Below are 25,664 nucleotides of genomic sequence, written 5' to 3'. Positions count from 1 at the left end.
TACCCGCGGCGAGGTGGCAGGTCGCCGGCGATGACGTGTTCTCTACGCCGTGACCTGCAGATGTTGACGAATTCCATACGGGCGTCGCGGTTTCGGGGCATGGCGGGTCGGATGTCGGCAGGACGCGCGTACTGTGTGGGGAGCGGTCTCGTGGCCGTCGGCGTGTCGACCACCGCCCCGCAACCCGCCATTGGTGCAGGGTTCACCCAATCGACCGACGTCCGCGGTTGCGGTTCGACGAACACGCCCGAAAACGCGCAAAACGCGACACGCCGAAAAGAAATCGGTCCACATGGCACCGAGGCCGGAACTGGCCGGTGACCAGCGTCGATTGCCGACACGCCGGACGTGTTCCCCAGCTCCATGCACAGGAACACGGCGTCTATGCCCACGCCGTCCACAGGTAGTTCACAAGTTGGTCCACAGGTCGGTTTGTGGCCGGTCACAAGCCGCCCTAATGTCACTCACCGTGCCTGTAGCCGCTGTTCGCCCGCCCGCTTCGACCGCCTTCGTGGACCGGTCGGCAGGGCGGGATTGTTCTCCCGCGCGGAGATGTCGGACTCGCGGTGTACTACTCACCCACAGGTGACCTCGAGGTGGGGGGCGACGATGATCGCCCACGGCGGAACGCCGCCGGTGCAGTGGTAGCGCAGTGAGACGTCGGGAGGATGAGTCGTGGCAGTAGTGGACGATCGCGGGCATTCGCCGCGCGACGAGCCGCCGCCCTCGGAGGACTTCGGCCGCCAGCCGCCGCAGGACCTCATGGCCGAGCAGTCCGTGCTCGGCGGGATGATGCTCTCGAAGGACGCGATCGCCGACGTCCTCGAGGTGCTGCGCCCGGGCGACTTCTACCGCCCGGCCCACCAGGCGGTCTACGACGCCGTGCTGGATCTGTACAGCAAGGGTGAGCCTGCCGACGCGGTGACCGTCTCCGCCGAACTCGAGCGCAAGGGCGAGCTGCGCAGGATCGGCGGCGCGCCCTACATCCACACGCTGATCTCCACGGTCCCCACCGCGGCCAACGCCGGCTTCTACGCCCAGATCGTCGCCGAGAAGGCGATCCTGCGGCGTCTGGTGGAGGCCGGCACCCGCATCGTGCAGTTCGGTTACGGAGGCGACGACGGCCAGGACGTGGCCGAGGTCGTCGACCGCGCACAGGCCGAGGTGTACGAGGTCACCGAGCGGCGCACCGCAGAGGACTACGTCCCGCTCGAGGAGCTCTTGCAGCCCACGATGGACGAGATCGACTCCATCGCCTCGCGTGGCGGCATCTCCATCGGTGTACCAACGGGTTTCACCGATCTCGACGCCGTCACCAACGGCCTGCACGCCGGGCAGATGATCATCGTCGCCGCGCGTCCCGGTGTCGGCAAGGCGCTCGCCCTCGACACCCCGCTGCCCACGCCCAACGGCTGGACCACGATGGGTGAGGTCAGGGTCGGCGACACGCTCATCGACGCGTCCGGTGCACCCACCCGCGTGGTGGCGGCTACCGACGTGATGACCGAACGTCCTTGCTTCGAGGTCGAGTTCTCCGACGGTTCGGTGCTCGTCGCCGATGCCGAACACCAGTGGCTCACCGAATCCGACGGCGCACGTTCGGTGCAGACCACCACCGCGCTCATCGGGCAGGTCGGGGCGGTGTCGGTGCGTAACGCCGAGCCGCTGGAGCTGCCACGTCGTCGGTTCGGCTACGGCCCGTACACCGTTGCGGCGTTGGCCGGCATGGCCTTCGACGATCCCGAGATCGCGATGCGCATCGACGCCGAGGGTCCCGTGGACGTGATGGCGCTCATGTCGGATCTCGGTGGTCGTATCCCGTACGAGTATTTACGTGGGTCGATCGCCCAGCGCCGTGCGCTGCTCGCCGGACTCCTCGACGCCCGCGGCATCGTCGACGAGGACGGCTGGATCACCGTCCCCGCAGCGACGCAACACATGAGCGCGGTGATCGCCGATCTCGTCGCGGGACTGGGCTACTCCTACCGTCGCGCCGCCACCGGCTGGCTGCGCGTCGACGCCGACGACGACGTCTTCACCCTGCACCGCAAGGCGATTCGCCACAAGGAACTACGCCGTCCGTCGGGGCTGCGCCGCATCGTCGACATCCGCGCCGTCGACAGCGTGCCGGTCCGGTGCGTGCAGGTCGACAACGACGCCCACATGTATCTCGCCGGCGAGTCGATGGTGCCGACCCACAATTCGACGCTCGCGATGGACTTCCTCCGCAGCTGCTCGATCACCAATCAGATGACCTCGGCGATGTTCTCGTTGGAGATGGGCAAGACCGAGATCGTGATGCGACTGCTCTCGGCCGAGGCCAACATCAAGCTCGCCGACATGCGGTCGGGCCGCATGACCGACGACGACTGGACCCGCCTCGCCCGCCGCATGGGTGAGATCAGCGAGGCGCCACTGTTCATCGACGACTCCCCGAACCTCACCATGATGGAGATCCGCGCGAAGGCGCGGCGGCTCAAGCAGCGCCACGATCTGCGGCTGGTGGTCATCGACTACATGCAGCTGATGACGTCGGGCAAGAAGGTCGAGTCACGCCAGCAGGAGGTCTCGGAGTTCTCCCGCCAGCTCAAGCTGCTGGCCAAGGAACTCGAGGTCCCCGTCGTCGCGATCAGCCAGCTCAACCGCGGGCCCGAGCAACGCACCGACAAGCGCCCGCAGGTGTCCGATCTCCGTGAGTCGGGCTCGCTGGAGCAGGATGCGGACATGGTGATCCTGCTGCACCGTCCCGACTCCATCGAGCGTGACGACCCCCGTGCCGGGGAGGCCGACATCATCCTCGGCAAACACCGCAACGGTCCCACCGCGACCATCACGGTGGCCCACCAGCTGCACCTCAGCCGTTTCGTCAACATGGCCCGCGGCTGAGCGATCACACACGTCGGTGATGCGCGTCGCGGCGCGTTGCTGTGGACAACCGCCGTCGTGGCGGTGTCGCCGCCCCGTCACTGTCGGTCTCCTGCCCTACGCTCACCCCCACACACTGAGAAACGCCGGGGGAGAACATGATCGAGGGTTGCGACTGCTGTAGCGGCGAGAGCGACGGTGGCATCGGGGACGCGTTGTCGTTCGTCGCGCAGGGATACTGGCACGTCCTGGCGGTGATGGCGGGGAGCGAACGTGACGAGCCGCCCTTCGCCTACACGACGGGCCTGACCTCGCTGGGCCGGCCCGAACTGATGATCTACGGCCTGCCGCAACGGATTTCGGGGGTTGTCCTCAACACCGTCGCCGAACGACTCGTCGCCGGCGAGGACATCAGGAACGGGACGTCAATGGCTGCGGTGCTGGCCGATCACGACGTCGTCGTCATCGACGCCGACGACACCGCCGACATGTTCCAGACGCGGTCGCTGTACTCGACGTTCTCGGCGATGCAGGTGGTGTTCCCCGACCGACGCAATCGGTTCCCGTGGCAGCCGGGTTACTCGCTCGACCCGTTCGTCCAGCCACTCAAGGGCGCACCGCCGAGATGACCGGGCGTCAGGCGGTTCAACGATCGAACTCGGACAGCTCCCGGCGGCCGATGGCGCGGCCGGTGACGACGCGAGCCGAGATCGCGCCGAGACGCACCATGCCGCGGTAGGTGCTCGGGTTGAGCAGCGTCGGCCAGGTGGTGCGCAGTCGGCGTTCGTCGATCGGAAGGCCGTCGATCCGGTCGCGCAGCCACCGCAGGGCGGTGGGCGCCGACATCGGGTGCAGCAGCATGTGCTCGCTGAAACGGTCGCGGTGATAGGTGACGCTGGTGCCGCCCGCGGCGTAGGTGCGCGCCAGTTCGTCGATGTCGTCGACCGACATGATCCGGTCGTTGACCGCCTGCACGATGAGGACCGGCATCGCCGGCGCCGAACGCCCCAGGCGGATGGAGTCGAAGACCGCCTTGACCTCGGGTGTCGCGAGGATGTCCGCGAGCGGCCGGTCGAGCATGTCGCCCATGTCGGTGAACATGAAGCGCACCACGGCCTCGACGGTGGTGGCACGTTGCAGTCGTGCCAGCGCGATCCGTCCCTTCGGGGTGGTGTGGCGCTCGATGATGCTGTGCAGTTCGGGATAGACGTGCTGCAGGGCGCCGACCACGAGTGCGGGCAAACCCGAGAACAGACCGCCGTTGAGGCGCACATAGGTCTTGCCCAGATCTCCGACCGGAGAACCGAGTACGGCGCCAATTACGTTGAGTTCGGGGGCGTGCTCGGCGTACATCTCCGCGGCCCAGGCGGTCGCGAGTCCGCCGCCGGAGTACCCCCAGAACCCGACCGGTGCGTCGCGGTCCAACCCCAGTGGCGCGTGCTCGAACGCGGCGCGGACGCCGTCGAGCACGATGTGCCCGGGCTCGCGCGGTATGCCCCAGAGGCCGCGGGGCCCTTCGTGATCGGGGATCGACACCGCCCACCCCTCGGCGAGCAGAGCCGCGATGAGCAGGAACTCGAACTGCGGGAGCGCGCCGATGGCCTTGGCCCGCAGACGTAGCGCGTAGGAGGGGAAACAGCGGCCGGTGATGGCGTCGATCGCGCACTGGTAGGACACGATCGGACACGGCGCCTGCGGGTTCCGATCGGAGGGGAGGAGGACCGTGGTCACCGCGACCATCGGGGCGCCGTCGGAGTCGGTGGAACGGAATGCCAGCTGGGTCGCGCGGATCTGTTGCCGGACCACGCCCAGGAATCCCAGTGTGACGTCCCGTGATCGCAGAACCGTGCCGGGCGCGGTGTCCTCGAACCCGGCGGCGGCGCGATAGAACGGGTCGTCGGCGGGCAACAGAGGCCTGCGGTGAGCAGCGGCGCCGTCGTGCGAGGCGACGAACGGGCTCTCGGGCGAGGCGGCTGCGGAATCGTGAGCGGAGATGGGGACGTCCTCGGTGTATATCGGACACGCGGTCGTGTCGATTCATCGACGGTAACCCACATGCGTCCGACGCCCGTGATCGCTGTGCAGGGCCGGGGGGTGCGGGTGTGAGGATGTACCCATGACCGCAACGCTCGTGGCGAAGGACCTGGCCGGCGGTTTCGCCCATCGCACCCTCTTCGACGGTCTGGATCTCACGGTCGCCCCCGGCGACGTCGTCGGTGTCGTCGGCGCGAACGGCGCAGGCAAGAGCACTCTCCTGCGCATCCTCGCCGGTGTGCTCGAACCGCTCGAGGGCACGGTGAGCCTGGCTCCGGCGGACGCGTTCATCGGCTGGCTCCCGCAGGAGCACGAACGGGTGCCCGGCGAGACCGTGGCGGGCTACATCGCACGCCGGACCGGGTGCGCCGAGGCGACCGCCGCCATGGACGCCGCGGCTGCGGTCCTCGCCGACCCCGACGCGGCGACACCGGGAGTCGACCCGGCCGACGCCTACGGGGTGGCCCTCGATCACTGGCTCGCCACCGGCGCAGCCGATCTCGAGGAACGCCTACCCGGGGTGTTGGCCGACCTCGGTCTCGACTCCGGCGCCGTCGATCCCGCGACCACCACCATGACCTCACTCTCGGGCGGACAGGCGGCGCGCGTCGGACTCGCGGCGCTGATGGTGTCGCGCTTCGACATCGTGATGCTCGATGAGCCGACCAACGATCTCGACCTCGACGGACTGGAACGGCTCGAGACGTTCGTCCGCGAGCTCCGCGGCGGTGTGGTCCTCGTGAGCCACGATCGAGAGTTCCTCGCGCGCAGCGTGACCCGTGTCCTGGAGCTCGACCTGGCCCAGAACACGACGACGGTGTTCGGCGGCGGATACGACAGCTACCTCGAAGAACGTGAGACCGCCCGACGACACCGGCGTGAGGAGTACGAGGAGTTCGCCGAGAAGAAGGCCGATCTCGTCGATCGCGCCAGGACACAACGCGAATGGTCGAGTCAGGGCGTACGCAACGCGATGAAGAAGTCACCCGACAACGACAAGATCAGGCGCAAGGCGGCCGCGGAGTCGAGCGAGAAGCAGGCGCAGAAGGTACGGCAGATGGAGAGCCGCATCGCGCGGCTCGAGGAGGTCGCCGAGCCGCGGAAAGAATGGGCACTGCAGTTCACGATCGGCGCCGCACCACGGTCGAGTTCGGTGGTCGCGACGCTGAGTGAAGCCGTGGTGCACCAGGGCGACTTCACCCTCGGACCGGTGTCGTTGCAGGTCGACGCGGGAGAGCGCATCGGCATCACCGGACCAAACGGGGCCGGCAAGTCGACCCTGCTGCGACTGCTCCTGGGTCGCCAGACCCCCGATTCCGGGAGGGCCAGCCTCGGTGCGAACGTGGCGATCGGCGAGATCGACCAGGCCCGTGCCGAGTTCACCGGGACCACACCACTGGTGGACCGATTCGAGAGCCACGTACCCGACTGGCCCACCGCCGAGGTGCGGACCCTGCTGGCGAAGTTCGGTCTGCGCGCGGATCACGTCGAGCGCGCGGTCGACGACCTGTCTCCGGGTGAGCGCACCCGCGCCGGTCTCGCCCTGCTGCAGGCCGTGGGCACGAACGTGCTGGTGCTCGACGAGCCGACCAACCACCTCGACCTACCCGCCATCGAGCAGCTCGAGCAGGCGCTCGACAGCTACACCGGCACGCTGCTGCTGGTGACCCACGACCGGCGGATGCTCGACACCGTCCGTTGCGACCGAGCATGGTCGGTACTCGACGGGCAGGTCAGCGAGCGGTGATCGGAACCGATCGGCCCGCGCCCGACCGCTCCCGGCGATATGCCCTCGGCCCCATGCCCTTCCACCGTCGAAAGGCCTGCGAGAAGCTCGACACCTCTGCATAACCCAGGCGCCGCGCGGTCTCGGCGACCGACAGGCCCGTGACACAGAGCAGCTCGGTGGCCATGTCCTCGCGGACCTCGTTGACGATGCGTCGCAACGTGGTCCCCTCGTGCGCGAGCGTCCGCCGCAGGTGGCGCTCGGAGGTGTGCAGCTCGTGCGCCGCGCGCGCCAGCGTGAGGGGATCCGAGGGCGCGGCCGACACCAGATCGCGCACACGTGCGGCTATCCCCACGCGCACCCTGCGCGCCTGCAGAAGCGCTCGGCACTGTTCGCCGATCTCGGCAGCGACCAACGCGTTCGCCTGCGGTAGCGGCATGTCCAGCAGTGCGGCCGGGAACCAGATCGCGTTCTCCGACGCGTCGAACCGCGGTGGCAGCCCGAAGGCGGCCTCGTAGGGCGAGGTGTCTGTGGGTTCGGCGAAGGTGGACGTGACGGCCTCGGCGAACAGTTCGCGGCCCATGATCTCGTGGGCGATGACCCGGATGGCGGCGATGTCGCGGTCGCAGACGATACGGCGGACACCCTCGGGCACACCGTCCTCCACGGTGAGGACCAGTGCCGCGAGACCGTCGGCGTCGGCATCGCGCAATCGGATGTCGCAGAAGGCGAAGGTGAGGTTGACCAGCCGCAGACCGACGACGATCGCCTCGCGGAGCGTGGCGCTGCTGATCATCGCGAATCCCCACAGCCCGTAGGTGGTGAGGTGGTAGCGCTGCCCCAGGAGGGCTCCGAGTCCCTCGACCCCGCCGAGCCGGGCGGCCAGTGTCTCGAGCATCGTCAGTTCCTGCTCGGCGGTGATCGAGGCGATGACGGTGCCGGGAGCGATGCCTGTGCCGCTCAACATCTCCTGTTCGCCGATCCCGTGCTCGATCGCGAAGTCGAGCAGGAGCTTCGAGCCCGGTGCCGATCGCAGGACCGTCCACGAGGGATCGTCTGCGCGGGTCATGGTGGTCAATTCTAGTAACTTCTTGGCCGCGAATCGCATGTTCGGTGGCCGGGGAGGTCGCTAGCCTCGAAGGACATCGCACGACGGCGGCGTCGGGTGGCGATCACAGGACGAAGTGGTGAGGACATGAGCGTTCGAGGACAGTCGGTGGCCATCATCGGCACCGGCTTCGCAGGACTGGGTATGGCGGCGACCCTTCGTCGCGCCGGCCACGACGACTTCGTGCTGTTCGAGGCGGCCGACGACGTCGGCGGGTGCTGGCGGGAGAACACCTACCCCGGCGCGGCGTGTGACGTGCCCTCGCACCTGTACTCGTTCTCGTTCGCCCCGAGCGCGCGGTGGTCGCGACGGTTCGCCCCGCAGCCCGAGATCCTCGACTACCTCAGGTCGGTCGCCGACAGTTTCGAGCTCCGACCGCACATCCGTTTCCGCAGTCGCGTCGCCGCGGCGACCTTCGACGACACGACCGCGTCGTGGACCGTGCGCCTCGACGACGGCACCGAGACCGTGCACGACGTTGTCGTGTTCGCCTGCGGTCAGCTCAGCAACCCCGCGATCCCTGCCATCGAGGGCGCGGAGTCGTTCCGGGGCAGCCTGTTCCACTCGGCGCGCTGGGATCACGAGGCCGATCTCACGGGCAAGCGGGTCGCGGTGATCGGCACCGGCGCCTCGGCCATCCAGTTCGTCCCACGTCTCGCCGAACAGGTCGGCCACCTCACGTTGCTGCAGCGCAGCGCCCCGTTCGTGATCCCGAAGGCCGACTACGCGTACCCGCGGTGGGTCCGGACACTGTTCGGGCGCGTCCCTGCGCTACAACGACTCTCACGCTGGCTCACCTGGGCGACGTTGGAACCGCGATCGATCGGGTTCACCAAGTTCCCGGCGCTCCTCAAGATCGTCGGCCTGCGATCGCGTCTGCACATGCGCCGCCAGATCACCGACCCCGCGACGCGTGCCGCCGTCACGCCCGATCACCCCATCGGCTGCAAGCGCATCCTCATCTCCAACGACTACCTCGCGTCGTTGGACCGACCGAACGTCACCGTCACCACCACGCCGATCGACCGGATCACCCCCGACGGCGTCCGCCTCACCGACGGGACCGCCGTGGAGGCCGACACCATCGTCTACGGCACCGGGTTCCACGCGACGGACTTCCTGCGCGGCATCACGGTCACCGGCGCGCAGGGCGTCGACCTGCACCGTGAGTGGGATGACGGCGCGCAGGCCCACCTCGGGGTGAGTGTGCACGGGTTCGCCAACATGTTCCTGCTCTACGGCCCCAACACGAACCTCGGCCACACCTCGATCATCTTGATGCTCGAGGCGCAGATGAAGTATGTCGTGCAGGCGGTCGAGCGACTCGACAGCGGCCGGGCACGAGCACTGCAGGTGAAGGCCGACGTCGAGCGGCGATCGAACATCGCCCTGCAGACGGCGCTGTCGAAGACGGTGTGGGAGCAGGGATGCACCAGTTGGTACCGCACCGCCTCGGGCCGCAACACCAACAACTGGCCTGCGTCGACCGCGCACTACATCCGGGTCATGCGCTCACTCGACTCCTCGGAGTTCGAGTGGACACCCACCGACCGCTCGGCCTGAGGCCTCCCATGAAGGTCTGTGCGAGAACGGGACTCAGGCCGCGGCGAGGGTGATGACCACCGCGAGCGACACGATCGCCAGCACCACCGACGGCAGCGACGCACCGCGGGTCTCGGAGTTCGCGTAGTCGCCGTTGCGGGCGTGGAACACCGTGGCGCCGATGAAGACGATCAGCAGACCGATGGCGGCGGCGATGCCGATCGGGTGCCAGGCGAGGCCGATCAGCAGGCCGGCGGCGCCGGCGACCTCCGCCGCGCCGATGAACCGGATGAGCGACGCGCTCAGGCCGCGCCCGGAGAGCTGCTCGACCGCAGGCCCCTTCAACAGTGCCTTGGGTGCGCCGGCACCGAGGCTGACCAGGGCGAGTACGACGCTGAGGATGGCGGCGGTGATGAACATGGGACTCCTGTCGACGACATGGGTTCGCGGGACTGCGACCTATGTATTTGCGTAGGCAAGTACTGTCGCAGGATTTACTTGCCTACGCAAGTACGATCGCTGTGCAGGGCGACGAACCGGAGGTGATGTACGTGACCGAACCACTCGACGACGTCGAGGGTCGCGTGTGGCGTGCTCTCGCGCGGGCGTTGGTCGTGGTCCCGCGCGACCTCGAAACCGATCTACAGCGGGAGTCGGGGCTGACCCTCGGCGAGTATCAGGTTCTCGTCATCCTGTCCGAGTCACCCGGCCGGCGGTGTCGGATGACCGAGCTCGCGTCGCTGGTGGGTCTGTCGGCGAGTCGGATGACGCGGTTGATCGCAGCGCTGACCGCGCGCGGCGACACGACGCGGATGCGCGACGGCTGCGATCGACGCGGGATGAGCGCGGTGCTGACCGACGCCGGTTTCGAACGACTCGAAGCGGCCTACCCCGCGCACCTGGCGAGCGTGCGCACGCGCGTGCTCGATCCGCTGCGCGCCGTCGATGCCGAGGCGCTCGCTGCGGCCCTCGAACTGCTCGCGGGCCCCATCCCCCAGCTGAAGGGCTGATCGGCTAGCCCAGTTGCGCTGCCAGAGCACGCAGTTTCGGTATCTGGGTGGTGGGCGCGGTGGCGATCGAGGCCGCGAGTCCTCGGGCGGGACCGTAGACCCCCGACGCCAGTTCGCGCTGCGCCATCGCCGCCGCCCCGGTCTCGCTGTCGGCCGAGGCCAGCAGGACCGCCCTGTCGAACGCGACACCGGACTGCTCCCGCAGGCCGGCCAGGGCGGCGTCGGTGATGTACCCGTCGGGCATCGCCGCATCCGGGTCGGCCGAGGGCAGTGCCCAGTGACCACTCCACCCGTTGAGCTTCTGCAACTCCGGTGTCTGCTGAGACACGATCAACCGCCCGTAGTCGGCCACGCGGCGATCGGTGCCGCGCTCCGCGGCGAGCTCACCGACCTCGATCGCACGCTGGTGGTGGCGTGCCATGGCCACCACGAAGGCGTCGTCGGTGGCGTTGTGGGTGGCGGCGGGCCCCGGGTCGCTCCCGCACGCCGACACCAGCACCGCGCCGATCACGGTGAGGACGGCGGCGACGAGCGCCGATCGGAGACGTGTCGAACGGACGTCGGTACTCATCAGTCCAGTGTGCCCCTGTCGAAAGTGCCCTGGGGCGACGCCGTCGTCGCTAGACTGCTGTCCAGTCGGTTGTCCAAGTGGAGCTGGGCGAGATGGCCGCGACGAGGATGGAGACACGCTGATGCCTATCGAGCAGGCCCGGCCGCAGCACGCCGAACTGGGCTTCTATGGACTCGCCGGGCACACCGACTCCCCGAGGGACCTCCTCGACGAGGTTCGCGCCGCCGACGCCCTCGGCATGGGTTCGGTGTTCCTGTCCGAGCGGTACTCGACGAAGGACGCGGGGGTTCTCGCCGGTGCGGCGGCCGCGTCGAGTGAACGGATCGGCGTCGCGACCGCAGCGACCAATCACAACACCCGGCATCTGCTGGTGACCGCGACGATGGCGGTCACCGCCCACCGGATGAGCCAGGGGCGGTTCGCTCTCGGTCTCGGCCGTGGTTTCGACGTGCTGTTCGACCTGATGAACGTTCCACGCATCGCCTCCGCGCAGATCGTCGACGCCGTCCAGCTGCTGCGAAGGTTGTGGCGAGGGGAGTCGATCGTCGATCACGACGGCCCCGCGGGCCGATTCCCGTTCCTGCGGTTGCAGATCGATGCGAACGAGGACATCCCGATCGTTCTCGTCGCCATCGGTGACGCCACCCTGCGCCTCGCGGGCCGGATCGCCGACGGGGTCGTGTTGCACACCTTCCTCACCGACGACACCGTCGCGCGACAGGTGCGCGTCATCCGCGACGCCGCGCTGCGCGCCGGACGCGATCCGGGCGCCATCCGGATCTGGTCGGTCCTCGCCACCGTCGGCGACTGGGTGCCCGAGCCCGACCGCACCCGACGCATCGTCGGACGGCTCGCGACATACCTGCAGGGCTACGGCGATCTCCTCGTGCGCACCAACGGCTGGGACCCACAGCGACTGGCCGACTTCCGAGCCGACGAACGGGTGCAGGCGTTCTCGGGCGCGTTCGACGCCGACGCCACGCCCGACGACATCGCGCATCTCACCTCACTGCTCCCCGTCGAGTGGATGTCCGCTGCGGCCACCGGATCGGCGTCGCGCTGCGCCCGCCGCATCCTCGACCAGTTCGACGCCGGAGTCGACAGCGTGATCCTCCACGGCGCCACACCCGCCGAGATCGCACCACTGCTGCCCGCATGGGCGACGCTCGCGCCTGCGCGGTGCGCGCGTGCCGCCGCGAACCCGGGGAGAGTGCGGTGACCGTCGACCTCGTGACCGACGTCGATGCCATTACCCCGCACTGGCTCTCGGATGTGTTCGGCGCATCGGTGCAGACGGTGACCACCGAACGGATCGGGACCGGGCAGATCGCGTCGTGTCATCGCATCACCATGACCGGGCCCGGCGTCGACGCGGGTGTGGTGCCGCCGAGCGTGGTCGCGAAGCTCCCCGCCGCCGACCCCGCCGCCCGCGAGATGATCGCCGGCGCCTACGCCGCCGAGGTCCGCTTCTACGCCCACCTCGCCGACACGGTCGAGATCACTGTTCCCGCCTGCCATCTCGCGATCATGAACGACACCGGCAGTGAGTTCACGCTGCTGCTGGCCGACCTGTACGCCCACCATCAGGGCGATCAGATCGCCGGCTGCTCACGCGCCGCCGCGCTCATCGCGGTACGCAACCTCGCCGGACTGCACGGCCCCCGATGGTGCGATCCGACGCTGCTCACACCGACCTCGCCCGACGTCCCCGCGCTGACCGTGAACGGACCCGCGGAGGCGTCGATGCTCGCCGAGCTGTACCCGTCGACGGTCGATCTGTTCCTCGAGGCGGTCGGCGAGCAGCTCACCGCCGCCGACATCGACACCCTCCGCGAGGTCGGTGACGTCATCGAGCGGTGGAGTCTCGCGCGGTCGGAACGCTTCGCGCTCATTCACGGAGACCACCGGCTCGACAACCTCATGTTCGACGCCGCCGACACCGAGGTGCTCGCCGTCGACTGGCAGACCGTCGGGATCGGTCTCCCCGCGCGCGACCTCGCGTTCTTCGTCGGCACCGCGCTCGACCCCGGACCCCGGCGGGCCGCCGAGGCGGACCTGGTCGACGCCTATCACCGGGCGCTGATGGGCCACGGCGTCGCCGCCCACGACCGCGACGAATGCTGGGACGACTACCGGTTCGCGATGATCCAGGGACCGCTCGTCGCGGTGTTCGGCTGCGCCTACGGCACCCGGTCACCGCGAGGCGATGCGATGTTCGCGACGATGGTGCGCCGCTCCTGCGCGGCCATCCGGGAACTCGGCACCGTGGGCCTCGCGCGCGGCGCCTGACGAGGCTTTGCGAGTTCTTGACGTCGACCGCCGATTCTTTACGCGGTGACGACTCCCGGACGGTGGGGCGTCGGCGTACCCATGAATCATGACAACTTCGGTCGCCCCCGCCGTCTCGCCGAACATCCATCGCAGCCTCGCCGCCGCCGACGGTCCGCGGCACTTCCGGCTCCGCCCGCCCGCCCCGATCCGACTGCTCACCGCATCGTGGGACCGCACCCACAACCCGCCGCGCGCCCTGTCCGGACACGTCGCGATCGAATACCCGATCACTACCGCGGTCGTCGCCAGTCGCAACCTCTACGCCGTCACCGACGATCTCCGCGACGCACTCGAGGCATCCGACCTCACCGGGTTCACCTTCGGCGCACTGGCCTCCACCCGCGACCGACACCTGCTGACCCACTGCGACACCGCGCTCACGACCACCCCGCGCCTGCACACCCTCGTGCTGACCGGGAGGGCGTGCTGCGCCGACATCGCGCCGTGGCGGTGCGACTCGCTCGCGCTCTCCCGCGCGGCGGCGACCTTCCTGTGGCGCCATGACCCGTCGCTGCTGGCGTTCACCCACGTGCTCGACCTGCCGTCGTCCCTGGCATGAGAGCCGAATCCTCCACCACGGCGCGCTGATCACCCACTTCCCGTCGTAAGGTCACTCCACCGGGGAGTGACGGCGGAGGTGGACACGTGGCGCAGCTACAGCCGGGGCATGGGCCCCGCACGGTGTCGCCCGCCACCGAGGCACCGCCGTCGGGGCACGTGATCGTCTGCGGCTTCGCCGGTATCGCGGTGCCGATCATCGACGGGTTCCTCGACGCCGGCGAACAGGTCGTCGTCGTGGTGCGCACCGCCGACCCCGCCCTCGACGCGGCCGTCGCCCGGTGGGGCATCAGGGTGCACACGGCCGTCGTGGGAGTCGCCGACGCGCTCGTCGACGCCGGGATCGCCGGGGCCGTCGCAGTGGTCTGCGTCGAGGAGAACGAGCTGCACAACCTCGAGACCGCGCTGGTGGCAGGGCAACTGCGCGCCGACGTCCGGGTGATCACCCAGCTCTCGAACGCGACGGTCGCCGGCGCGATGGACGACGGGTCGACCCCGGGAGCGGTGCTCGACGTCGCCGATCTCGCCGCACCCTCGGTGATCGAGGCGTGCCTCGGCATCGGTGACCACCACATCGACGCCGCCGGAATCGATTTCGTGGCGACCACCGTCACCGCGCGGCAGGCGGGCACGCTCCGCGAACAGTTCGGTGACCTCGCGCCACTGGCGGTGTCCACCCACACCTCGGCGGTGTCGCAGGCGCCACCGACGACCGTGCTGTGCCCGGGGCGTGATCACCCCGTTCTCGTCGGGGATGTCGTGACGCTGCTCGGGACCACCGATGAACTCGCCGCCCACGGCATCACCGCGGCCCCCGATCATCTCGATGACGACGTTGCGGTCGCACCTGCCCGACGTCCCTCGCGGCCACAGCGGATCCGGGCGGCCATCCGCGGTTTCCGAGAAGACGCCAATCCGAACTTCTTCCGCATGATCGGCGTGTTGTTCTTCCTCCTCGCGCTGTCGACCACGGTGCTGCGGCTGGGGTACCAGAAGCCGGGGATGAGTGTTCTCGACGCCATCTACTTCAGCACCGAGACCGTCGCCACCGTCGGCTACGGCGACTTCAACTTCGCCGATCAACCTCCGGCCCTGCGTATCTGGTCGATCGTGCTGATGTTCGCGGGCCTCACCACCACCGCGATGATCATGGCGTTCCTCGCCGAGCTGCTCATCTCTCGACGCATCGCCGAGGCGGCCGGTCGGCGGCGCGCCCGGTTCATGACCGGACACGTCGTGGTGGTCGGACTGGGCGCGTTCGGGATCCGCGTCGCCCGGGAGCTCCGCTCGCGCGGCCGCGACGTGGTTGTCGTCGAACGGTCGTCGTCGAACCGTTTCCTGTCCGCCGCGGCGAAGGCCGGGATACCGGTGATCGTGGGGGACGCCACCGTCGCCGAGACACTCTCCGACGCGCGGGTGCATCGTGCGGCCGCGGTCGCCGTGCTCACCAGCGACGACGTGATCAACATCGAGACCGGTATCGCCGTACGCGGTGCCCTCGGCGACCGATTCGCCGGCGGGCAGCACCGCCCGGTGCCCGTGGTGCTGAGGGTGTTCGACCGCGGCATGGGAGACGCCGTCGCCGCACGGTTCGGGTTCCGCCACGTCCGTTCGACCGCGGAGTTGGCCGCGCCCTGGTTCATCGGTGCCGCACTGGGCCTGGAGATCCTCGGCACGTTCTCGGTGCAGTCGACATCGTTCATGGTCGGACGGGTGCGCATCCGGGCCGACGGCGGGCTCGTCGGGGTCGAGATGCGCGAGCTGTCGGCGAACACCCGCGTGATCGCGATCCGCCGCGCGTCCGGTGAGGGCGGCGCGGGCGAACTCGAGTACCCGCCGCGCCGGGGCACGAAGTTCGCGTCGGGTGACGACGCCTTCGTCGTGGGGCCCTACCGGGAACTGCTCGCCGTGCTCGAACACCAGCGCGCCGCCTCCGACGCCCGACGGTCCCCGTCGATCGGGCAGTAAACCCCGTCGATCGGGCACTTGACGGCGTCGATCGGGCAGGTGGCGCCGTCGATCGGGCAGGTGACCCCGTCGATCGGGCAGTTGTTCGCATCCATCGGGCACGAGGTGATCGGGCCAGGGAAGGCCGGCCACGCCGTGGCGCACGAGCACGAGTTCCTGCCCGCTCGATGCCCGCAACTGCCCACTCGATGCGTCTCGGGTGGCCGCGCAGGTGGTATCGATGAGGCATGGGCGACATCGATGCGGACGTGATCGTGGTGGGTGCGGGGATCGCGGGTCTGCGGTGCGCGGCGGCGCTGCGACTGCGCGGGCTGTCGGTGCGCGTGCTCGAGGCGGAGGCCGTACCCGGTGGCCGCATCCGCACCGACGTCATCGACGGATTCCGCTGTGACCGCGGATTTCAGCTTCTCAATCCTTCGTACCCGGCGGTGAAGCGGCACGTCGACGTCGGTGCACTCGATCTGCGCGTCGCCGGTCGGGGAGTGCGCATCGTCGACGATTCGGCCCGGGCGCGGACGATCGCCGATCCGACCCGGCACCCCAGGTTGCTGCCGGAGACGGTGCGGTCGGCCTTCGGTGTCGGCCTGCTGCGTCCTCGCGCGGTGGCCGGGGCCGTGCGGTGGGCGCTGCCGGCCCTCGGACCGGTCCGCAGACTGGCGGCCGCACCCGACGCCGCCCTCGCCGACGACTGGGATCGTCTCGGACTGAACGGACCTTTGCGCGATTCGCTGCTGGCACCGTTCCTCAGCGGTGTGCTCGCCGACGGCGTCGGTGACACCTCCGACCGCTACGTTCGCCTCGTCCTGCGCAGCTTCCTCCTCGCCACCCCCGGCGTCCCCGACACCGGGATGCAGGCCTTCCCCGAACAGCTCGCCCGCGCCGCTCGGGTCGACATCGCCTACTCGACCCCCGTCGCGGAGATCACCGACGGAACCGAGCCCTCCATCCGCACCGCAGACGGTGCGACGGTGCGGTCGCGCGCGGTGGTGGTGGCCACCGACTCGGTGGACGCATCCGACCTCACCGGGAGCGCGACGTCGCCGATGCGCGGGCTCTCCACATGGTGGTTCGAGGCCGACGGCCTCGCCCCCGACACCTTCCTGCGCGTGTCCGGGGTCGGTGGTGTCGTGGTCAACACCGCCGAGATGAGCTCCATCGCACCGGGTTACGCGCCTCCGGGCAAGACGCTCGTGCAGGCGACGACGCTGCTCGACGACGCCGGCCCCGCCGCAGAGACGCAGGTTCGTGGCGAGCTCGATCGGCTGTGGCGCACCAGCACCGCGTCGTGGCGGGTCATCACACGGCACGACGTCCGCCGCGCGCTGCCCACCCAGGCGGCCGGCACCCCGCTGCAGCGCCCCCTTCGGCTCGGCGAACGTCTCGTGCTCGCGGGCGATCACCGCGACACCCCGTCGATCCAGGGTGCCCTCGTCTCGGGCGGACGCGCCGCCACAGAGGTCGCGAGACTGCTCACCGCCTGACCCCCGCCAGTTGGGCCGTCGTTCCCGCCGGTTGGGCCCTTGTTCCCGTCCGTTGGGCCAACGATGTTTGATCACGCGGGCGTGCCGCTGGCTGGGTGCGCGAGCTCCTCGACGCCGACAACGACAAATGTCGGCCCAACTGACGCGAACGTCGGCCCAGCTGGCGGGAACTACGGCCCAGCTGGCGGGAACTACGGCCCAGCTGGCGGAAACGTCGGCCCAACTGGCGGAAACGACGGCCCAGCTGGCGGAAACGACGGCCCAACTGGGGTCAGGCGGGCGGGGTGCGGGTGAGGCGCGCGTAGAGCTCGGCGAGCTCGTCGGTGACCTCGCCGACGTCGAGGGGGCCGACGCCCGACATCCGCAGGGCCCGGTTGAGGCCCGCGACATCGAGATCGGCGAACACGTCGATCGACGGCGGGCTCGGCAGGGGCGGTGGAGCGAATCCCGCACCGTAGAAGTCCACGACCTCGGGTGCACGGACACGGGCCGGTCGGGGCGGCTCGTCGGTGTCGTCACGCAGATGAGCGAGGAGCGTGGCGATCTCGGCCCCCATCATCGTCAGCGCGACCGACGGCGTCTTGTCGATCCGGGCGGCCATCTCGTATCCGAGCGCCAGAACGTGGATGCACCGGGGCTCGTCGTCGGGGCAGTTGCAGTCGCCGCGGACGTCGGCGGGCTCGGTGGGCAGCACCAACGAACCGAGGGTGCGCGGTTGTTCACCGCGTGCGACGGCGAGCAGGTCCTCGGTGGCACCCTTCTCCCGGAGCAGGGCCACGACGGTGTCGGGTTCGACGGTCCGCATCGTCAGCGAGGTCTCGAACGGCTCCACCTGGCTGCCCTGGACGAGAGCGGTCACCATGCCGGGGCGTACACGGACATCGAGGATCGTACGGTCTCGGAAATAGCCGCGGGCCTTCGTGACTCGGCGGGTGTCCTCGGGCCGGTCGATGACCGCGAGCACCGCCCGCGACCACGCCGTGAGCCCGTATCCGCGAACAGGTGCGTCCTTCTTGCGGCGACTCATTCGCCCACCGCCTCGTCACGAAGGCGCATGAGGTCGTAGAGCTGATCGTCGTCGATCTGGCCGAGCCAGCTCTCCCCGGCGGTGACCGTGAGGTCGGAGAGTGCACGTTTGTCGGTGATCATCGCGTCGATGCGTTCCTCGATCGTCCCGACGCACACGAACGTCCGCACCTCGACCCGTTTGGTCTGCCCGATGCGGTAGGCGCGATCGGTCGCCTGGGCCTCGACCGCCGGATTCCACCAACGATCCAGGTGCACCACATGGTTCGCGGCGGTGAGATTGAGTCCGGTCCCACCGGCCTTGAGCGACGCCATCAGCACCGGTGGACCGGCTGCGTCCTGGAACTCGGCGACCATCCGATCGCGCGCCGTGCGCGAGAGACCGCCATGCAGGAAAGACACGTCGTCTCCGCACACCTTCGACAACCACGGCGCCAGCATCTCGCCGAACGCCGTGAACTGGGTGAAGATCAGCGCCCGTTCGCCGTCGGCCACGATGTTGCCGAGGATGTCGCCGAGAAGTTCGAGCTTGCCGGACCGGTGGGCGTTGCGCCGCACGAGGGCCGAGCCGTCTCCGAGGAAGTGCGCCGGGTGGTTGCACACCTGCTTCAGTCGGGTCAGTGCCGCGAGAACCGTTCGCACGCGGTGTCCATCGCTGCCGGCGGATACTGACTTCCCACGATCGAGAGCCTGCATCAGGTCGTCGGTGACGGCGCGGTAGAGCGCCGCCTGCTCGACGGTGAGGTTGGCGCGCACGGTGAGCTCGGTCTTCTCGGGAAGGTCGGCGATGATCGTGGGATCGGTTTTCACCCGACGCAGGATGAACGGCGAGGTGATCGCGTTCAGTCGGCGTGCGGCCTCCGGATCACGTTCGCGCTCGATGGATTCGGCGAAGCGCGCCTTGAACACCGACGGCGAGCCGAGCAGGCCGGGGTTGACCAGGTCGATCACCGCGCGCAGATCCTCGAGCCGATTCTCGACGGGTGTCCCGGTGAGCGCAATCCGTTGCTGTGCAGGGATACTCCGCACCGCGCGCGACGCCGCCGTCGCGACGTTCTTGATGTGCTGCGCCTCATCGACCACGACATGACGCCACGCGACGGTCTTGAGTGACTCGGCGTCGCGGGTGGCGATCGCGAAGGTGGTGATGGTGACTTCGGAGGCGAGCGCGGCGGCGGTGAACGGGTCGCGCCGTGATCGCCCGGGGCCGTGGTGGACCAGTACACGCAGATGTGGTGCGAAGCGGGCGATCTCACGTTCCCAGTTGCCGACCACCGACATCGGACACACGATCAGCGTGGGCTTCGATCGCTGCTGGTCCGTTGTGGGCTCGGCGTTCTCGCGCTCCCTGCACAGCAGGGCGATCACCTGGACGGTCTTGCCCAGACCCATGTCGTCGGCGAGGACGGCGCCGATGCCGAGCGACGCCAGGTGTGCGAGCCACTCCATCCCGCGATGCTGGTACGGCCGGAGCTCGGCGGCCAGCGAGGTGGGGGCGTCGAGCGGCTCGGGGGTGAGGGTGCCGCCGGCCGCGATCTCGTCGAGCCACGACAGGCCCGACACCGACGTGACCGGTATGCCCAGGCGGTCGGCACCGGAGGTGACGAGGCCGAACAGCTCACCCATGTCGGGGGGCTCGCCGGCGGCGGCCAACGCCCGCTGGGTGGTGATGAACTCCGCGGCCCGGCTCAGCGCCGAGCCCTCCGCCCGGATCCACACGCCGCGCACACGGACGAGACCACCCTTCTCCTGGGCGAGCGACGCGAGCTCACCCTCGTCGAGGACATCCTCACCGATCGCCAACTGCCACTGAAAGTCCCGGATCTCCGACAGACCCACCATCACCGAGCGCTCGACGGTCGCGCCGACCCCGGTCCGTCCTCTCAGTGACAGCGTGGGGGTGACGGCGGCCAGGGTGCGGGGCAGCAGCACGACGATGCCGGCCTTCCCAAGCAGCTCGGCACCCGTGTCGAGCAGCTCGGTGACCAGATCGGTGTCCAGCAGGAAGTCGAGCGTCGCACGGTCATGTCCAGCACGGGACAACCCGTCGAAAGCCCGCACCGCGCCCGCGATCTCGGTGGTCACCTCGTCGAGTTCGTGCGGGCCGAGGCGGTGGAGATCGATCGGGGCGTCGAGACCGTCGGTGCCACGGCGACACACCTGCAGCCGCCAGCGGTCGTCGGGAACGGTGTACGGGTTCTCCTCGTCGGGGTACTCCGGTTCATGGAGCCGCAACACCAACGCGCTCTCGTTCTCGCGAACGCCGTCGGCCCACTCCTGCCACGCGGTCGACGCCGCCGACGCACGGTCCGACGACATCGGTAGTTCGTCATCGGATCCGGGGAGCAGCGATCGCACCAGAGACGACCGGAACACGCCGTGCGACAGGCCTTCACATCGACGCCGACACTCGTGATCGGTGATCTCGCGACAGAAGTCGAGAACCGATTCGGCGCCGCCGTTCGCGATCAACACCGGCGGCGCGGCGGAGACCGCTCCCGACAGCCACGCCCGCCAGGGAATGCCGGGCAGCGGTACCCAGCGGGTCGACCAATTGCCCGCCGACCACGCCAGCGCCGGTGCCACCGACCCGGCCGATACGAATCGTCGCACCGACGCCGCCAGGTACGCGTAGTACGCGAGCTCACCGGACGTCGACAGGTCGGCAGCATCGAGGAGTTCGGTCGCGGCCGCCGGCCCCAGCGTCAACGACGCGACCTGGCGCACGGTGCCCTCACCGGGGCCGTTCACCGTGATGGTGCGCCGCAGGGTGCGTCCGGCGACGATCTCGGCGACCGGTTCGGGGAGCGCGGCCGGGTCAGGTGCGGCGGTGGGTGATCCTTCGGGGTCGGTGAACCACAGCGACAACCCGATGCCGGGACGCCACAGGGCGTGCGTCGACGCGGCGGAGGTCACGGATTCCATCCTGGCATGGGCCACCGACGCCGGACTCTTGTCACCGAGATCGTCCGATCCGGGGCCCACCTCCGGCGATATGCCGGAGCCGGCCGTCAGGACGGACGATGTCGGTCGATCTATTCGCAGCCCACCCCGTCGCGATCCCGGTCGAGCTTGGTGCTGTACCCCGGGTCGCCTGGACGGATCGGGGCGGCGCCCGCCGCGCGCACCGCCGCGCAGTTCGCGTAATAGACATCGCCGCGATCCGGGATGGCCGGGGGAGGTGGGGTGTAGCGAGGTGTGGGTCGAGGAACCGGCGTCTGGGTGCGCGTCTCGGTCGCGGGTGCCTGGGTGGGCGCCGCGACGGCGCCGCAGGATGTCAGGACCCGGGTGATCGCGTCCTTCTCGGCCTGGGTGACCCACAGTCCGTACAGCGACTTCACCTGCACCTGCCTGCTCACGTACGTGCAGCGGAACGCGCGGTCGGGCGGCAACCAGGTGGCGGCGTCGCCGTCGCCCTTGCGCTGATTGGTCGGGCCATCGGTGGCCTGCAGGTTGCGGGGGTCGTTCGCGAGGTCGCGGCGCTTGCCGGCCGAGAGTTGCTGTGCCCCTTTCTGCCACGCGTCGCTGAGCGCGACCACGTGGTCGATCTGCACGTCGTCGGAGGTCTGCGCGCCACGGGTGAAGGCGATGGACGTGCCGGTGTAGGGATCGGCGAGCGTCCCACTGAGCACCACACACCCGCGGGTGCCTGACCGCACCGTGATGCCGGTGAGGTCGCGGCGGAGGATGTCGTTGCGGGTGTCGCAGCCGTTCCGGCCCCCCTCGACGTCCACGTCGTCACTCCACGCCTGTCCGAATTGTGTTCGGCTGTAACCGGTCTTGGGTGCCCGCCCCTTCACCGCCAGCCCGTCGAGCTGCGTCAGCGCCGCCTGGGCCTGTGAGTTCGACCCGACGGCAGCCGCGCTCGACGGCGCCGGTGCCGGCGGTTCGGAGGCCGCGGTCGTAGGTACCGAACTCGAGGGCGCAGAGCTCGTCCCGTCCACACCCGACGGTGTCGCGACCACTGCCGCGGCCTGATCCGACGACTGCCTGGTGTCGTCGGGCGCGATGAGGCCGACGGCGACGACCGCGCCGACCGCACCGAGTGCGATCCACGGCCACCGACGTCGGCGCCGCGACGTCGACGCACTGCCGGTCTTGTATCCGTCGGGGCGTGTCCAGTCGGGCGGGCCGCCGGGGTCGTTGGTCGACATGGCCTGGCGCGCTATGTGATCGACACGCCACCGTCGACGACGATGGTCTGGCCGGTGACGTATCCACCGGCGGGTGAGGCGAGCCATACCGCGGTGGCGGCGAGCTCGGCGGGGTCGCCGGTGCGGCCCAGCAACTGGCGCGGCTGCTGCGATTCGAGATAGCCGTCGTGGTACTGGTCGGTCATCTCCGAGGCGAAGAACCCGGGCGCGATCGCGTTGACGCGGATACCCTTTCGGGTTCCCCACTGTTGCGCGAGATCGCGGGTGAGGCCGATGACTCCGGCCTTGCTGGCGGCGTACGCAGCCTGGGGCAGCCCGGCGGTGGTGATCCCGAGGATGCTCGCGATGTTGATGATGGAGCTGCCCGGCGCCATCACCTTGCCCGCGGCCTGCGCCGTCCAGTACGAACCGTTCAGGTTGATGTCGATGACCGAGCGGAACTGATCGACGGTCTCGCGCGTCGCGGGCACCGCGGTGCCGACGCCGGCGTTGTTGATCAGGACGTCGACCTGACCGAACTCCGTCATCGCGGCCTCGACGAGGGCGGCGCACGCCTCGGGGTCGGCGACGTCGGTGGCGACCGTCAGTGCCTTCGCTCCGGTCGACTCGACCAGCGACTTCGTCTCGGCGAGCTTCTCGACCCGACGTGCCGCCAGGACCACCGATGCACCCGCCTCGGCCGATGCCTTCGCGAACGCGACACCGAGACCGGCGGACGCGCCGGTGACGATGACGACCTTGCCGTCGAGTCGGAACATGTCGAGAACGGACACCAATGTCTCCTCGTGTGGTCGGGCCCCCGCGTGGGACGCTACCTCGACGCCGACTACAGACCGAGATCGCGGCCGATGATCTCCTTCATGATCTCGTTCGAGCCGGCCCAGATCTTGGTGACGCGCGCGTCCTTCCAGGCCTGGGCGATCCGGTACTCGTTCATGAACCCGTAGCCACCGTGCAGCTGCAGGCAGGTGTCGAGGATCGTGTTCTGGATCTCGGCGGTCCACCACTTGGCCTTGGCGGCGTCGGCGGCCGAGAGCTCACCGTCGGCGTGGGCGCTGACACACGCGTCGACGAATGCCTGCGTGACATCGATCTTCGTGGCCAGTTCGGCGATGGTGAACTTGTTGAACTGGAACGACCCGACGGCCTGTCCGAAAGCCTTCCGCTCGCTGACGTAGGCGAGGGTCTCGCCGAACAACGCCTTCGCGTGCGCCAGGTTCGACACCGCGCAGTTGAGACGTTCCTGCGGCAGGAACGTCATCATGTGGACGAACCCGCGGTCGATCTCGCCGATCACGTTCTCGGCCGGCACGCGGACGTCGGAGAAGAAGAGTTCGGCGGTGTCGGACTCGGGCTGGCCGACCTTGTCGAGCTTGCGACCGCGCTCGAAACCGGGCATGCCCTTCTCGATCGCGAACATGGTGATGCCCTTGGACTTCTTCTCCGGGGAGGTCTTCACCGCTGCGACCACGAGATCGGCGTTGTAGCCGTTGGTGATGAAGGTCTTCGAGCCGTTGATGACCCAGTCGGTGCCCTCCTGCTTCGCGGTGGTCTTGATGCCGGCGAGATCGGAACCGGCGGCGGGCTCGGTCATCGCGATCGCGGTCACGATGTCGCCGGTGCAGAACCCGGGCAGCCAGCGCTGTCGCTGCTCGTCGGTGGTGAGCTGGGTGAGATAGGGCGCGACGATGTCGACGTGGATGCCGAATGCCGAGGGCAGCGCCGCGCTGACGCCCGAGAGCACCTCGGTGAACATCGCGTTGAAGCGGTAGTCGCCGGCCTCGGAGCCGCCGTAGCTCTCGGGAACCTCGAGACCGAGGAAGCCGGACTCGCCGGCGCGCTTCCAGATCTCGCGGTCGATGTAGCGCTGCTCGATGATCGACTCGTGCCGCGGTGTGACGTAGCGGTCGACGAATTCCTGGGCCGACTCACCGAAGGCGACGTGGTCGGGTCCGTACAGCGTCCTGCGCATGGTTCTCCTCGAGGTGACGCGGGGTTACCGACGGGTAACCGCACATGTGACCATGCTGCGCGACCGACGTGCCGGGGTCAAAACGGCCCGGCGGGCGGGTACCTGCGGTGATTGCGCCGCGCGCTGTCCGCGGGAGCGGAGAAGGTGGTCGACGATGCCGGGCGGTTGCTAGATTGCCGACGTGAGCTGCGGTTTCGTGGTTCGCCCGCCACGAGAGGAACCGTCACCGATGAGACTGTCCACGCGCAACCAGCTGTCCGGCGTGATCACCGAGATCACGCTGGGCTCGGTCATGGCGACCGTGAAGATCGCGCTCGAGCCAGGTGGGCAGACGGTGGTGTCGTCGATCACCAAGGAAGCTGTCGAGGAGCTCGGACTCACCGTCGGGCAGGCTGCGACCGCGCTGATCAAGTCGACCGAGGTGACCATCGGCGTCGAGTGAGGCAGACATCGTGCTGAAAACTGCCCCGAGAAGGCGCTCCGAGGGAACATTCCCCTCGAGGCGCGGTCTCGGGGCAGTTCTCCGCACGCATGCCGGTCAACCGGCTCCGCCCACGATCGCCTGCAGCGCGGCGACGTGACCGCTGAACGCGGCGCGCCCGTCGTCGGTGATGCGGGCGCGAACCGTGCGGCGTGAACCGGTGGTCGGGCGTTCGGTCGCGACGTAGCCCGCGCCCTCCAGCGTCGAGAGCTGTTTGGACAGAGCGGAATCCGACATCGACAGCCGCTCGCGGAGGTAGGCGAACTCCACCCAGTCGGCAGCGGCCAGCGTTGCCATCAGCGTGAGGCGCGTGCTGGGGTGGATGAGTTCGTCGAAACGCGCGACCGTCATGCGCCCAGTCGGTGCCGCAGCGTGCGCAGGATCTCCGGACCACCGAGTCCGACCACCGCCGCGACGAACACTGCTGCCCACAATTGCGGATGCGAGGCGCCGTCGGCGTCGAGGGCCAGCGCGGCGGCGACCGTGAGGCCCACCAGCGCGAGCAGCATGGCGACCACGACGACCGGTACGCGGCGGTCGACGACCTCGCGGCTCACCTGCAGCTGCGCGGTGCGCCTCCGCCCCTCCAGCAGGCGCGATGCGGCGATCGAGTGGCCGACGCCGAACACGATGGTCGCGACCGTCGCCACCCACGCCGGGCCGTAGGCACCGATCACGCCGAGAGCGAGCCATGCCCCGGCGAGAAACCACCAGTAGGCGCGCGGCAGGCCGATCTCCGAGGCCACACGGTCACGCGCCCGCCCGACCGAATCGAGCGCCGCGCGAGCCTGTTCGGGGTCGATGTTGTTCATAGAGCCTCTTTCCTGGTTGGAAAGT

General features: G+C 69.2%; 23 protein-coding genes. 12 read left to right on the top strand and 11 right to left on the bottom strand.

The features are described 5' to 3' along the window. Nucleotides 1–675 precede the first annotated feature (675 nt). Nucleotides 676–2,886 carry a replicative DNA helicase gene (gene dnaB, locus ACLBW1_RS01785; RefSeq protein ID WP_447809732.1) on the top strand — a complete coding sequence of 737 codons (2,211 nt, stop codon included), beginning with the start codon at nt 676–678 and terminating at the stop codon, nt 2,884–2,886. Nucleotides 2,887–3,023: 137 nt separating this feature from the next. Continuing rightward, entirely contained in the window at nt 3,024–3,494 is a 471-nt protein-coding gene (locus tag ACLBW1_RS01780) for a DUF4262 domain-containing protein (RefSeq protein WP_447809730.1), read from the top strand. 16 nt (nt 3,495–3,510) lie between these two features. Here the strand turns inward: ACLBW1_RS01780 and ACLBW1_RS01775 are convergent, their stop codons facing one another. After that, nucleotides 3,511–4,860 (bottom strand): lipase family protein, encoded by a 1,350-nt coding sequence (locus ACLBW1_RS01775; RefSeq protein ID WP_447811103.1) that lies wholly within the window; start codon nt 4,858–4,860, stop codon nt 3,511–3,513. A gap of 121 nt (nt 4,861–4,981) precedes the next feature. On the opposite strand from ACLBW1_RS01775, the gene ACLBW1_RS01770 reads away from it, so the two are divergent. Beyond that, complete coding sequence (locus ACLBW1_RS01770) at nt 4,982–6,646, top strand: ABC-F family ATP-binding cassette domain-containing protein (protein WP_447809729.1); 1,665 nt, start codon at nt 4,982–4,984, stop codon at nt 6,644–6,646. On the opposite strand, the gene ACLBW1_RS01765 is transcribed toward ACLBW1_RS01770, so the two are convergent. Further along, nucleotides 6,633–7,694, bottom strand: coding sequence for an AraC family transcriptional regulator (locus tag ACLBW1_RS01765; protein WP_447809728.1), 1,062 nt, complete (start codon nt 7,692–7,694; stop codon nt 6,633–6,635). The genes ACLBW1_RS01770 and ACLBW1_RS01765 overlap by 14 nt on opposite strands. A 126-nt stretch (nt 7,695–7,820) precedes the next feature. Here ACLBW1_RS01765 and ACLBW1_RS01760 point away from each other — a divergent pair, with 126 nt between their 5' ends. Continuing rightward, nucleotides 7,821–9,296, top strand: coding sequence for a flavin-containing monooxygenase (locus ACLBW1_RS01760; protein ID WP_447809727.1), 1,476 nt, complete (start codon nt 7,821–7,823; stop codon nt 9,294–9,296). 33 nt (nt 9,297–9,329) lie between these two features. Here ACLBW1_RS01760 and ACLBW1_RS01755 read toward each other — a convergent pair whose 3' ends face one another. After that, nucleotides 9,330–9,695: a DoxX family protein gene (locus ACLBW1_RS01755; protein ID WP_447809726.1), complete on the bottom strand. Its 366-nt coding sequence runs from the start codon at nt 9,693–9,695 to the stop codon at nt 9,330–9,332. A 131-nt stretch (nt 9,696–9,826) separates the two neighbouring features. On the opposite strand from ACLBW1_RS01755, the gene ACLBW1_RS01750 reads away from it, so the two are divergent. Continuing rightward, nucleotides 9,827–10,285, top strand: a complete 459-nt coding sequence (locus ACLBW1_RS01750; RefSeq protein ID WP_447809725.1) for a MarR family winged helix-turn-helix transcriptional regulator — start codon at nt 9,827–9,829, stop codon at nt 10,283–10,285. A gap of 4 nt (nt 10,286–10,289) precedes the next feature. Here the strand turns inward: ACLBW1_RS01750 and ACLBW1_RS01745 are convergent, their stop codons facing one another. After that, nucleotides 10,290–10,856: a DUF305 domain-containing protein gene (locus ACLBW1_RS01745; RefSeq protein ID WP_447809724.1), complete on the bottom strand. Its 567-nt coding sequence runs from the start codon at nt 10,854–10,856 to the stop codon at nt 10,290–10,292. A gap of 121 nt (nt 10,857–10,977) precedes the next feature. Between ACLBW1_RS01745 and ACLBW1_RS01740 the strand changes: the two genes are divergently transcribed. The 6 genes from ACLBW1_RS01740 to ACLBW1_RS01715 all read left to right on the top strand — a co-directional run bounded on the left by ACLBW1_RS01740 (nt 10,978) and on the right by ACLBW1_RS01715 (nt 17,194). Then, complete coding sequence (locus tag ACLBW1_RS01740; RefSeq protein ID WP_447809722.1) at nt 10,978–12,075, top strand: TIGR03857 family LLM class F420-dependent oxidoreductase; 1,098 nt, start codon at nt 10,978–10,980, stop codon at nt 12,073–12,075. Further along, nucleotides 12,072–13,145, top strand: coding sequence for a phosphotransferase family protein (locus tag ACLBW1_RS01735; RefSeq protein ID WP_447809721.1), 1,074 nt, complete (start codon nt 12,072–12,074; stop codon nt 13,143–13,145). Before ACLBW1_RS01740 ends, ACLBW1_RS01735 begins: the two co-directional genes overlap by 4 nt. 88 nt (nt 13,146–13,233) lie before the next feature. Next, nucleotides 13,234–13,746: a hypothetical protein gene (locus tag ACLBW1_RS01730; RefSeq protein ID WP_447809720.1), complete on the top strand. Its 513-nt coding sequence runs from the start codon at nt 13,234–13,236 to the stop codon at nt 13,744–13,746. A 122-nt stretch (nt 13,747–13,868) separates the two neighbouring features. Continuing rightward, complete coding sequence (locus tag ACLBW1_RS01725; protein ID WP_447811101.1) at nt 13,869–15,713, top strand: NAD-binding protein; 1,845 nt, start codon at nt 13,869–13,871, stop codon at nt 15,711–15,713. An 18-nt stretch (nt 15,714–15,731) separates the two neighbouring features. Continuing rightward, nucleotides 15,732–15,965, top strand: a complete 234-nt coding sequence (locus ACLBW1_RS01720) for a hypothetical protein (protein ID WP_447809719.1) — start codon at nt 15,732–15,734, stop codon at nt 15,963–15,965. Continuing rightward, nucleotides 15,941–17,194, top strand: coding sequence for an FAD-dependent oxidoreductase (locus ACLBW1_RS01715; RefSeq protein WP_447809718.1), 1,254 nt, complete (start codon nt 15,941–15,943; stop codon nt 17,192–17,194). Before ACLBW1_RS01720 ends, ACLBW1_RS01715 begins: the two co-directional genes overlap by 25 nt. Before the next feature lie 271 nt (nt 17,195–17,465). On the opposite strand, the gene ACLBW1_RS01710 is transcribed toward ACLBW1_RS01715, so the two are convergent. The 5 genes from ACLBW1_RS01710 to ACLBW1_RS01690 all read right to left on the bottom strand — a co-directional run bounded on the left by ACLBW1_RS01710 (nt 17,466) and on the right by ACLBW1_RS01690 (nt 24,346). After that, entirely contained in the window at nt 17,466–18,221 is a 756-nt protein-coding gene (locus ACLBW1_RS01710) for an SWIM zinc finger family protein (protein WP_447809717.1), read from the bottom strand. Then, nucleotides 18,218–21,145 (bottom strand): DEAD/DEAH box helicase, encoded by a 2,928-nt coding sequence (locus ACLBW1_RS01705; protein ID WP_447809716.1) that lies wholly within the window; start codon nt 21,143–21,145, stop codon nt 18,218–18,220. The genes ACLBW1_RS01710 and ACLBW1_RS01705 overlap by 4 nt, the downstream gene beginning before the upstream one ends. Nucleotides 21,146–21,255: 110 nt before the next feature. Further along, complete coding sequence (locus ACLBW1_RS01700) at nt 21,256–22,374, bottom strand: GmrSD restriction endonuclease domain-containing protein (RefSeq protein ID WP_447809715.1); 1,119 nt, start codon at nt 22,372–22,374, stop codon at nt 21,256–21,258. 11 nt (nt 22,375–22,385) lie between these two features. Beyond that, complete coding sequence (locus ACLBW1_RS01695) at nt 22,386–23,147, bottom strand: SDR family NAD(P)-dependent oxidoreductase (protein WP_447809714.1); 762 nt, start codon at nt 23,145–23,147, stop codon at nt 22,386–22,388. Between the two features lie 53 nt (nt 23,148–23,200). After that, nucleotides 23,201–24,346 carry an acyl-CoA dehydrogenase family protein gene (locus ACLBW1_RS01690; RefSeq protein ID WP_447809713.1) on the bottom strand — a complete coding sequence of 382 codons (1,146 nt, stop codon included), beginning with the start codon at nt 24,344–24,346 and terminating at the stop codon, nt 23,201–23,203. Nucleotides 24,347–24,575: 229 nt separating this feature from the next. Between ACLBW1_RS01690 and ACLBW1_RS01685 the strand changes: the two genes are divergently transcribed. Then, nucleotides 24,576–24,788 carry a TOBE domain-containing protein gene (locus ACLBW1_RS01685; protein WP_447809712.1) on the top strand — a complete coding sequence of 71 codons (213 nt, stop codon included), beginning with the start codon at nt 24,576–24,578 and terminating at the stop codon, nt 24,786–24,788. Nucleotides 24,789–24,884: 96 nt separating this feature from the next. Here ACLBW1_RS01685 and ACLBW1_RS01680 read toward each other — a convergent pair whose 3' ends face one another. After that, on the bottom strand, nt 24,885–25,178 hold the full coding sequence (locus tag ACLBW1_RS01680) for a transcriptional regulator (RefSeq protein ID WP_447809711.1): 294 nt from the start codon (nt 25,176–25,178) through the stop codon (nt 24,885–24,887). Beyond that, nucleotides 25,175–25,639: a hypothetical protein gene (locus ACLBW1_RS01675; RefSeq protein ID WP_447809710.1), complete on the bottom strand. Its 465-nt coding sequence runs from the start codon at nt 25,637–25,639 to the stop codon at nt 25,175–25,177. The genes ACLBW1_RS01680 and ACLBW1_RS01675 overlap by 4 nt, the downstream gene beginning before the upstream one ends. Between the last annotated feature and the right edge of the window lie 25 nt (nt 25,640–25,664).

This window comes from Williamsia sp. M5A3_1d, from assembly GCF_053345315.1.
Note: the sequence above shows the minus strand (reverse complement) of the source record. Positions and strands in the feature narration are given on the sequence as shown.

Coding starts and splice junctions, on each gene's coding strand:
- ACLBW1_RS01765 (WP_447809728.1), bottom strand. CDS start 7,694: ATGACCCGCGCAGACGATCCCTCGTGGACGGTCCTGCGATCGGCACCG.
- ACLBW1_RS01690 (WP_447809713.1), bottom strand. CDS start 24,346: ATGCGCAGGACGCTGTACGGACCCGACCACGTCGCCTTCGGTGAGTCG.
- ACLBW1_RS01730 (WP_447809720.1), top strand. CDS start 13,234: ATGACAACTTCGGTCGCCCCCGCCGTCTCGCCGAACATCCATCGCAGC.
- ACLBW1_RS01740 (WP_447809722.1), top strand. CDS start 10,978: ATGCCTATCGAGCAGGCCCGGCCGCAGCACGCCGAACTGGGCTTCTAT.
- ACLBW1_RS01755 (WP_447809726.1), bottom strand. CDS start 9,695: ATGTTCATCACCGCCGCCATCCTCAGCGTCGTACTCGCCCTGGTCAGC.
- ACLBW1_RS01705 (WP_447809716.1), bottom strand. CDS start 21,145: ATGGAATCCGTGACCTCCGCCGCGTCGACGCACGCCCTGTGGCGTCCC.
- ACLBW1_RS01745 (WP_447809724.1), bottom strand. CDS start 10,856: ATGAGTACCGACGTCCGTTCGACACGTCTCCGATCGGCGCTCGTCGCC.
- ACLBW1_RS01715 (WP_447809718.1), top strand. CDS start 15,941: ATGGGCGACATCGATGCGGACGTGATCGTGGTGGGTGCGGGGATCGCG.
- ACLBW1_RS01780 (WP_447809730.1), top strand. CDS start 3,024: ATGATCGAGGGTTGCGACTGCTGTAGCGGCGAGAGCGACGGTGGCATC.
- ACLBW1_RS01700 (WP_447809715.1), bottom strand. CDS start 22,374: ATGTCGACCAACGACCCCGGCGGCCCGCCCGACTGGACACGCCCCGAC.
- ACLBW1_RS01710 (WP_447809717.1), bottom strand. CDS start 18,221: ATGAGTCGCCGCAAGAAGGACGCACCTGTTCGCGGATACGGGCTCACG.
- ACLBW1_RS01680 (WP_447809711.1), bottom strand. CDS start 25,178: ATGACGGTCGCGCGTTTCGACGAACTCATCCACCCCAGCACGCGCCTC.
- ACLBW1_RS01760 (WP_447809727.1), top strand. CDS start 7,821: ATGAGCGTTCGAGGACAGTCGGTGGCCATCATCGGCACCGGCTTCGCA.
- ACLBW1_RS01675 (WP_447809710.1), bottom strand. CDS start 25,639: ATGAACAACATCGACCCCGAACAGGCTCGCGCGGCGCTCGATTCGGTC.
- ACLBW1_RS01685 (WP_447809712.1), top strand. CDS start 24,576: ATGAGACTGTCCACGCGCAACCAGCTGTCCGGCGTGATCACCGAGATC.
- ACLBW1_RS01770 (WP_447809729.1), top strand. CDS start 4,982: ATGACCGCAACGCTCGTGGCGAAGGACCTGGCCGGCGGTTTCGCCCAT.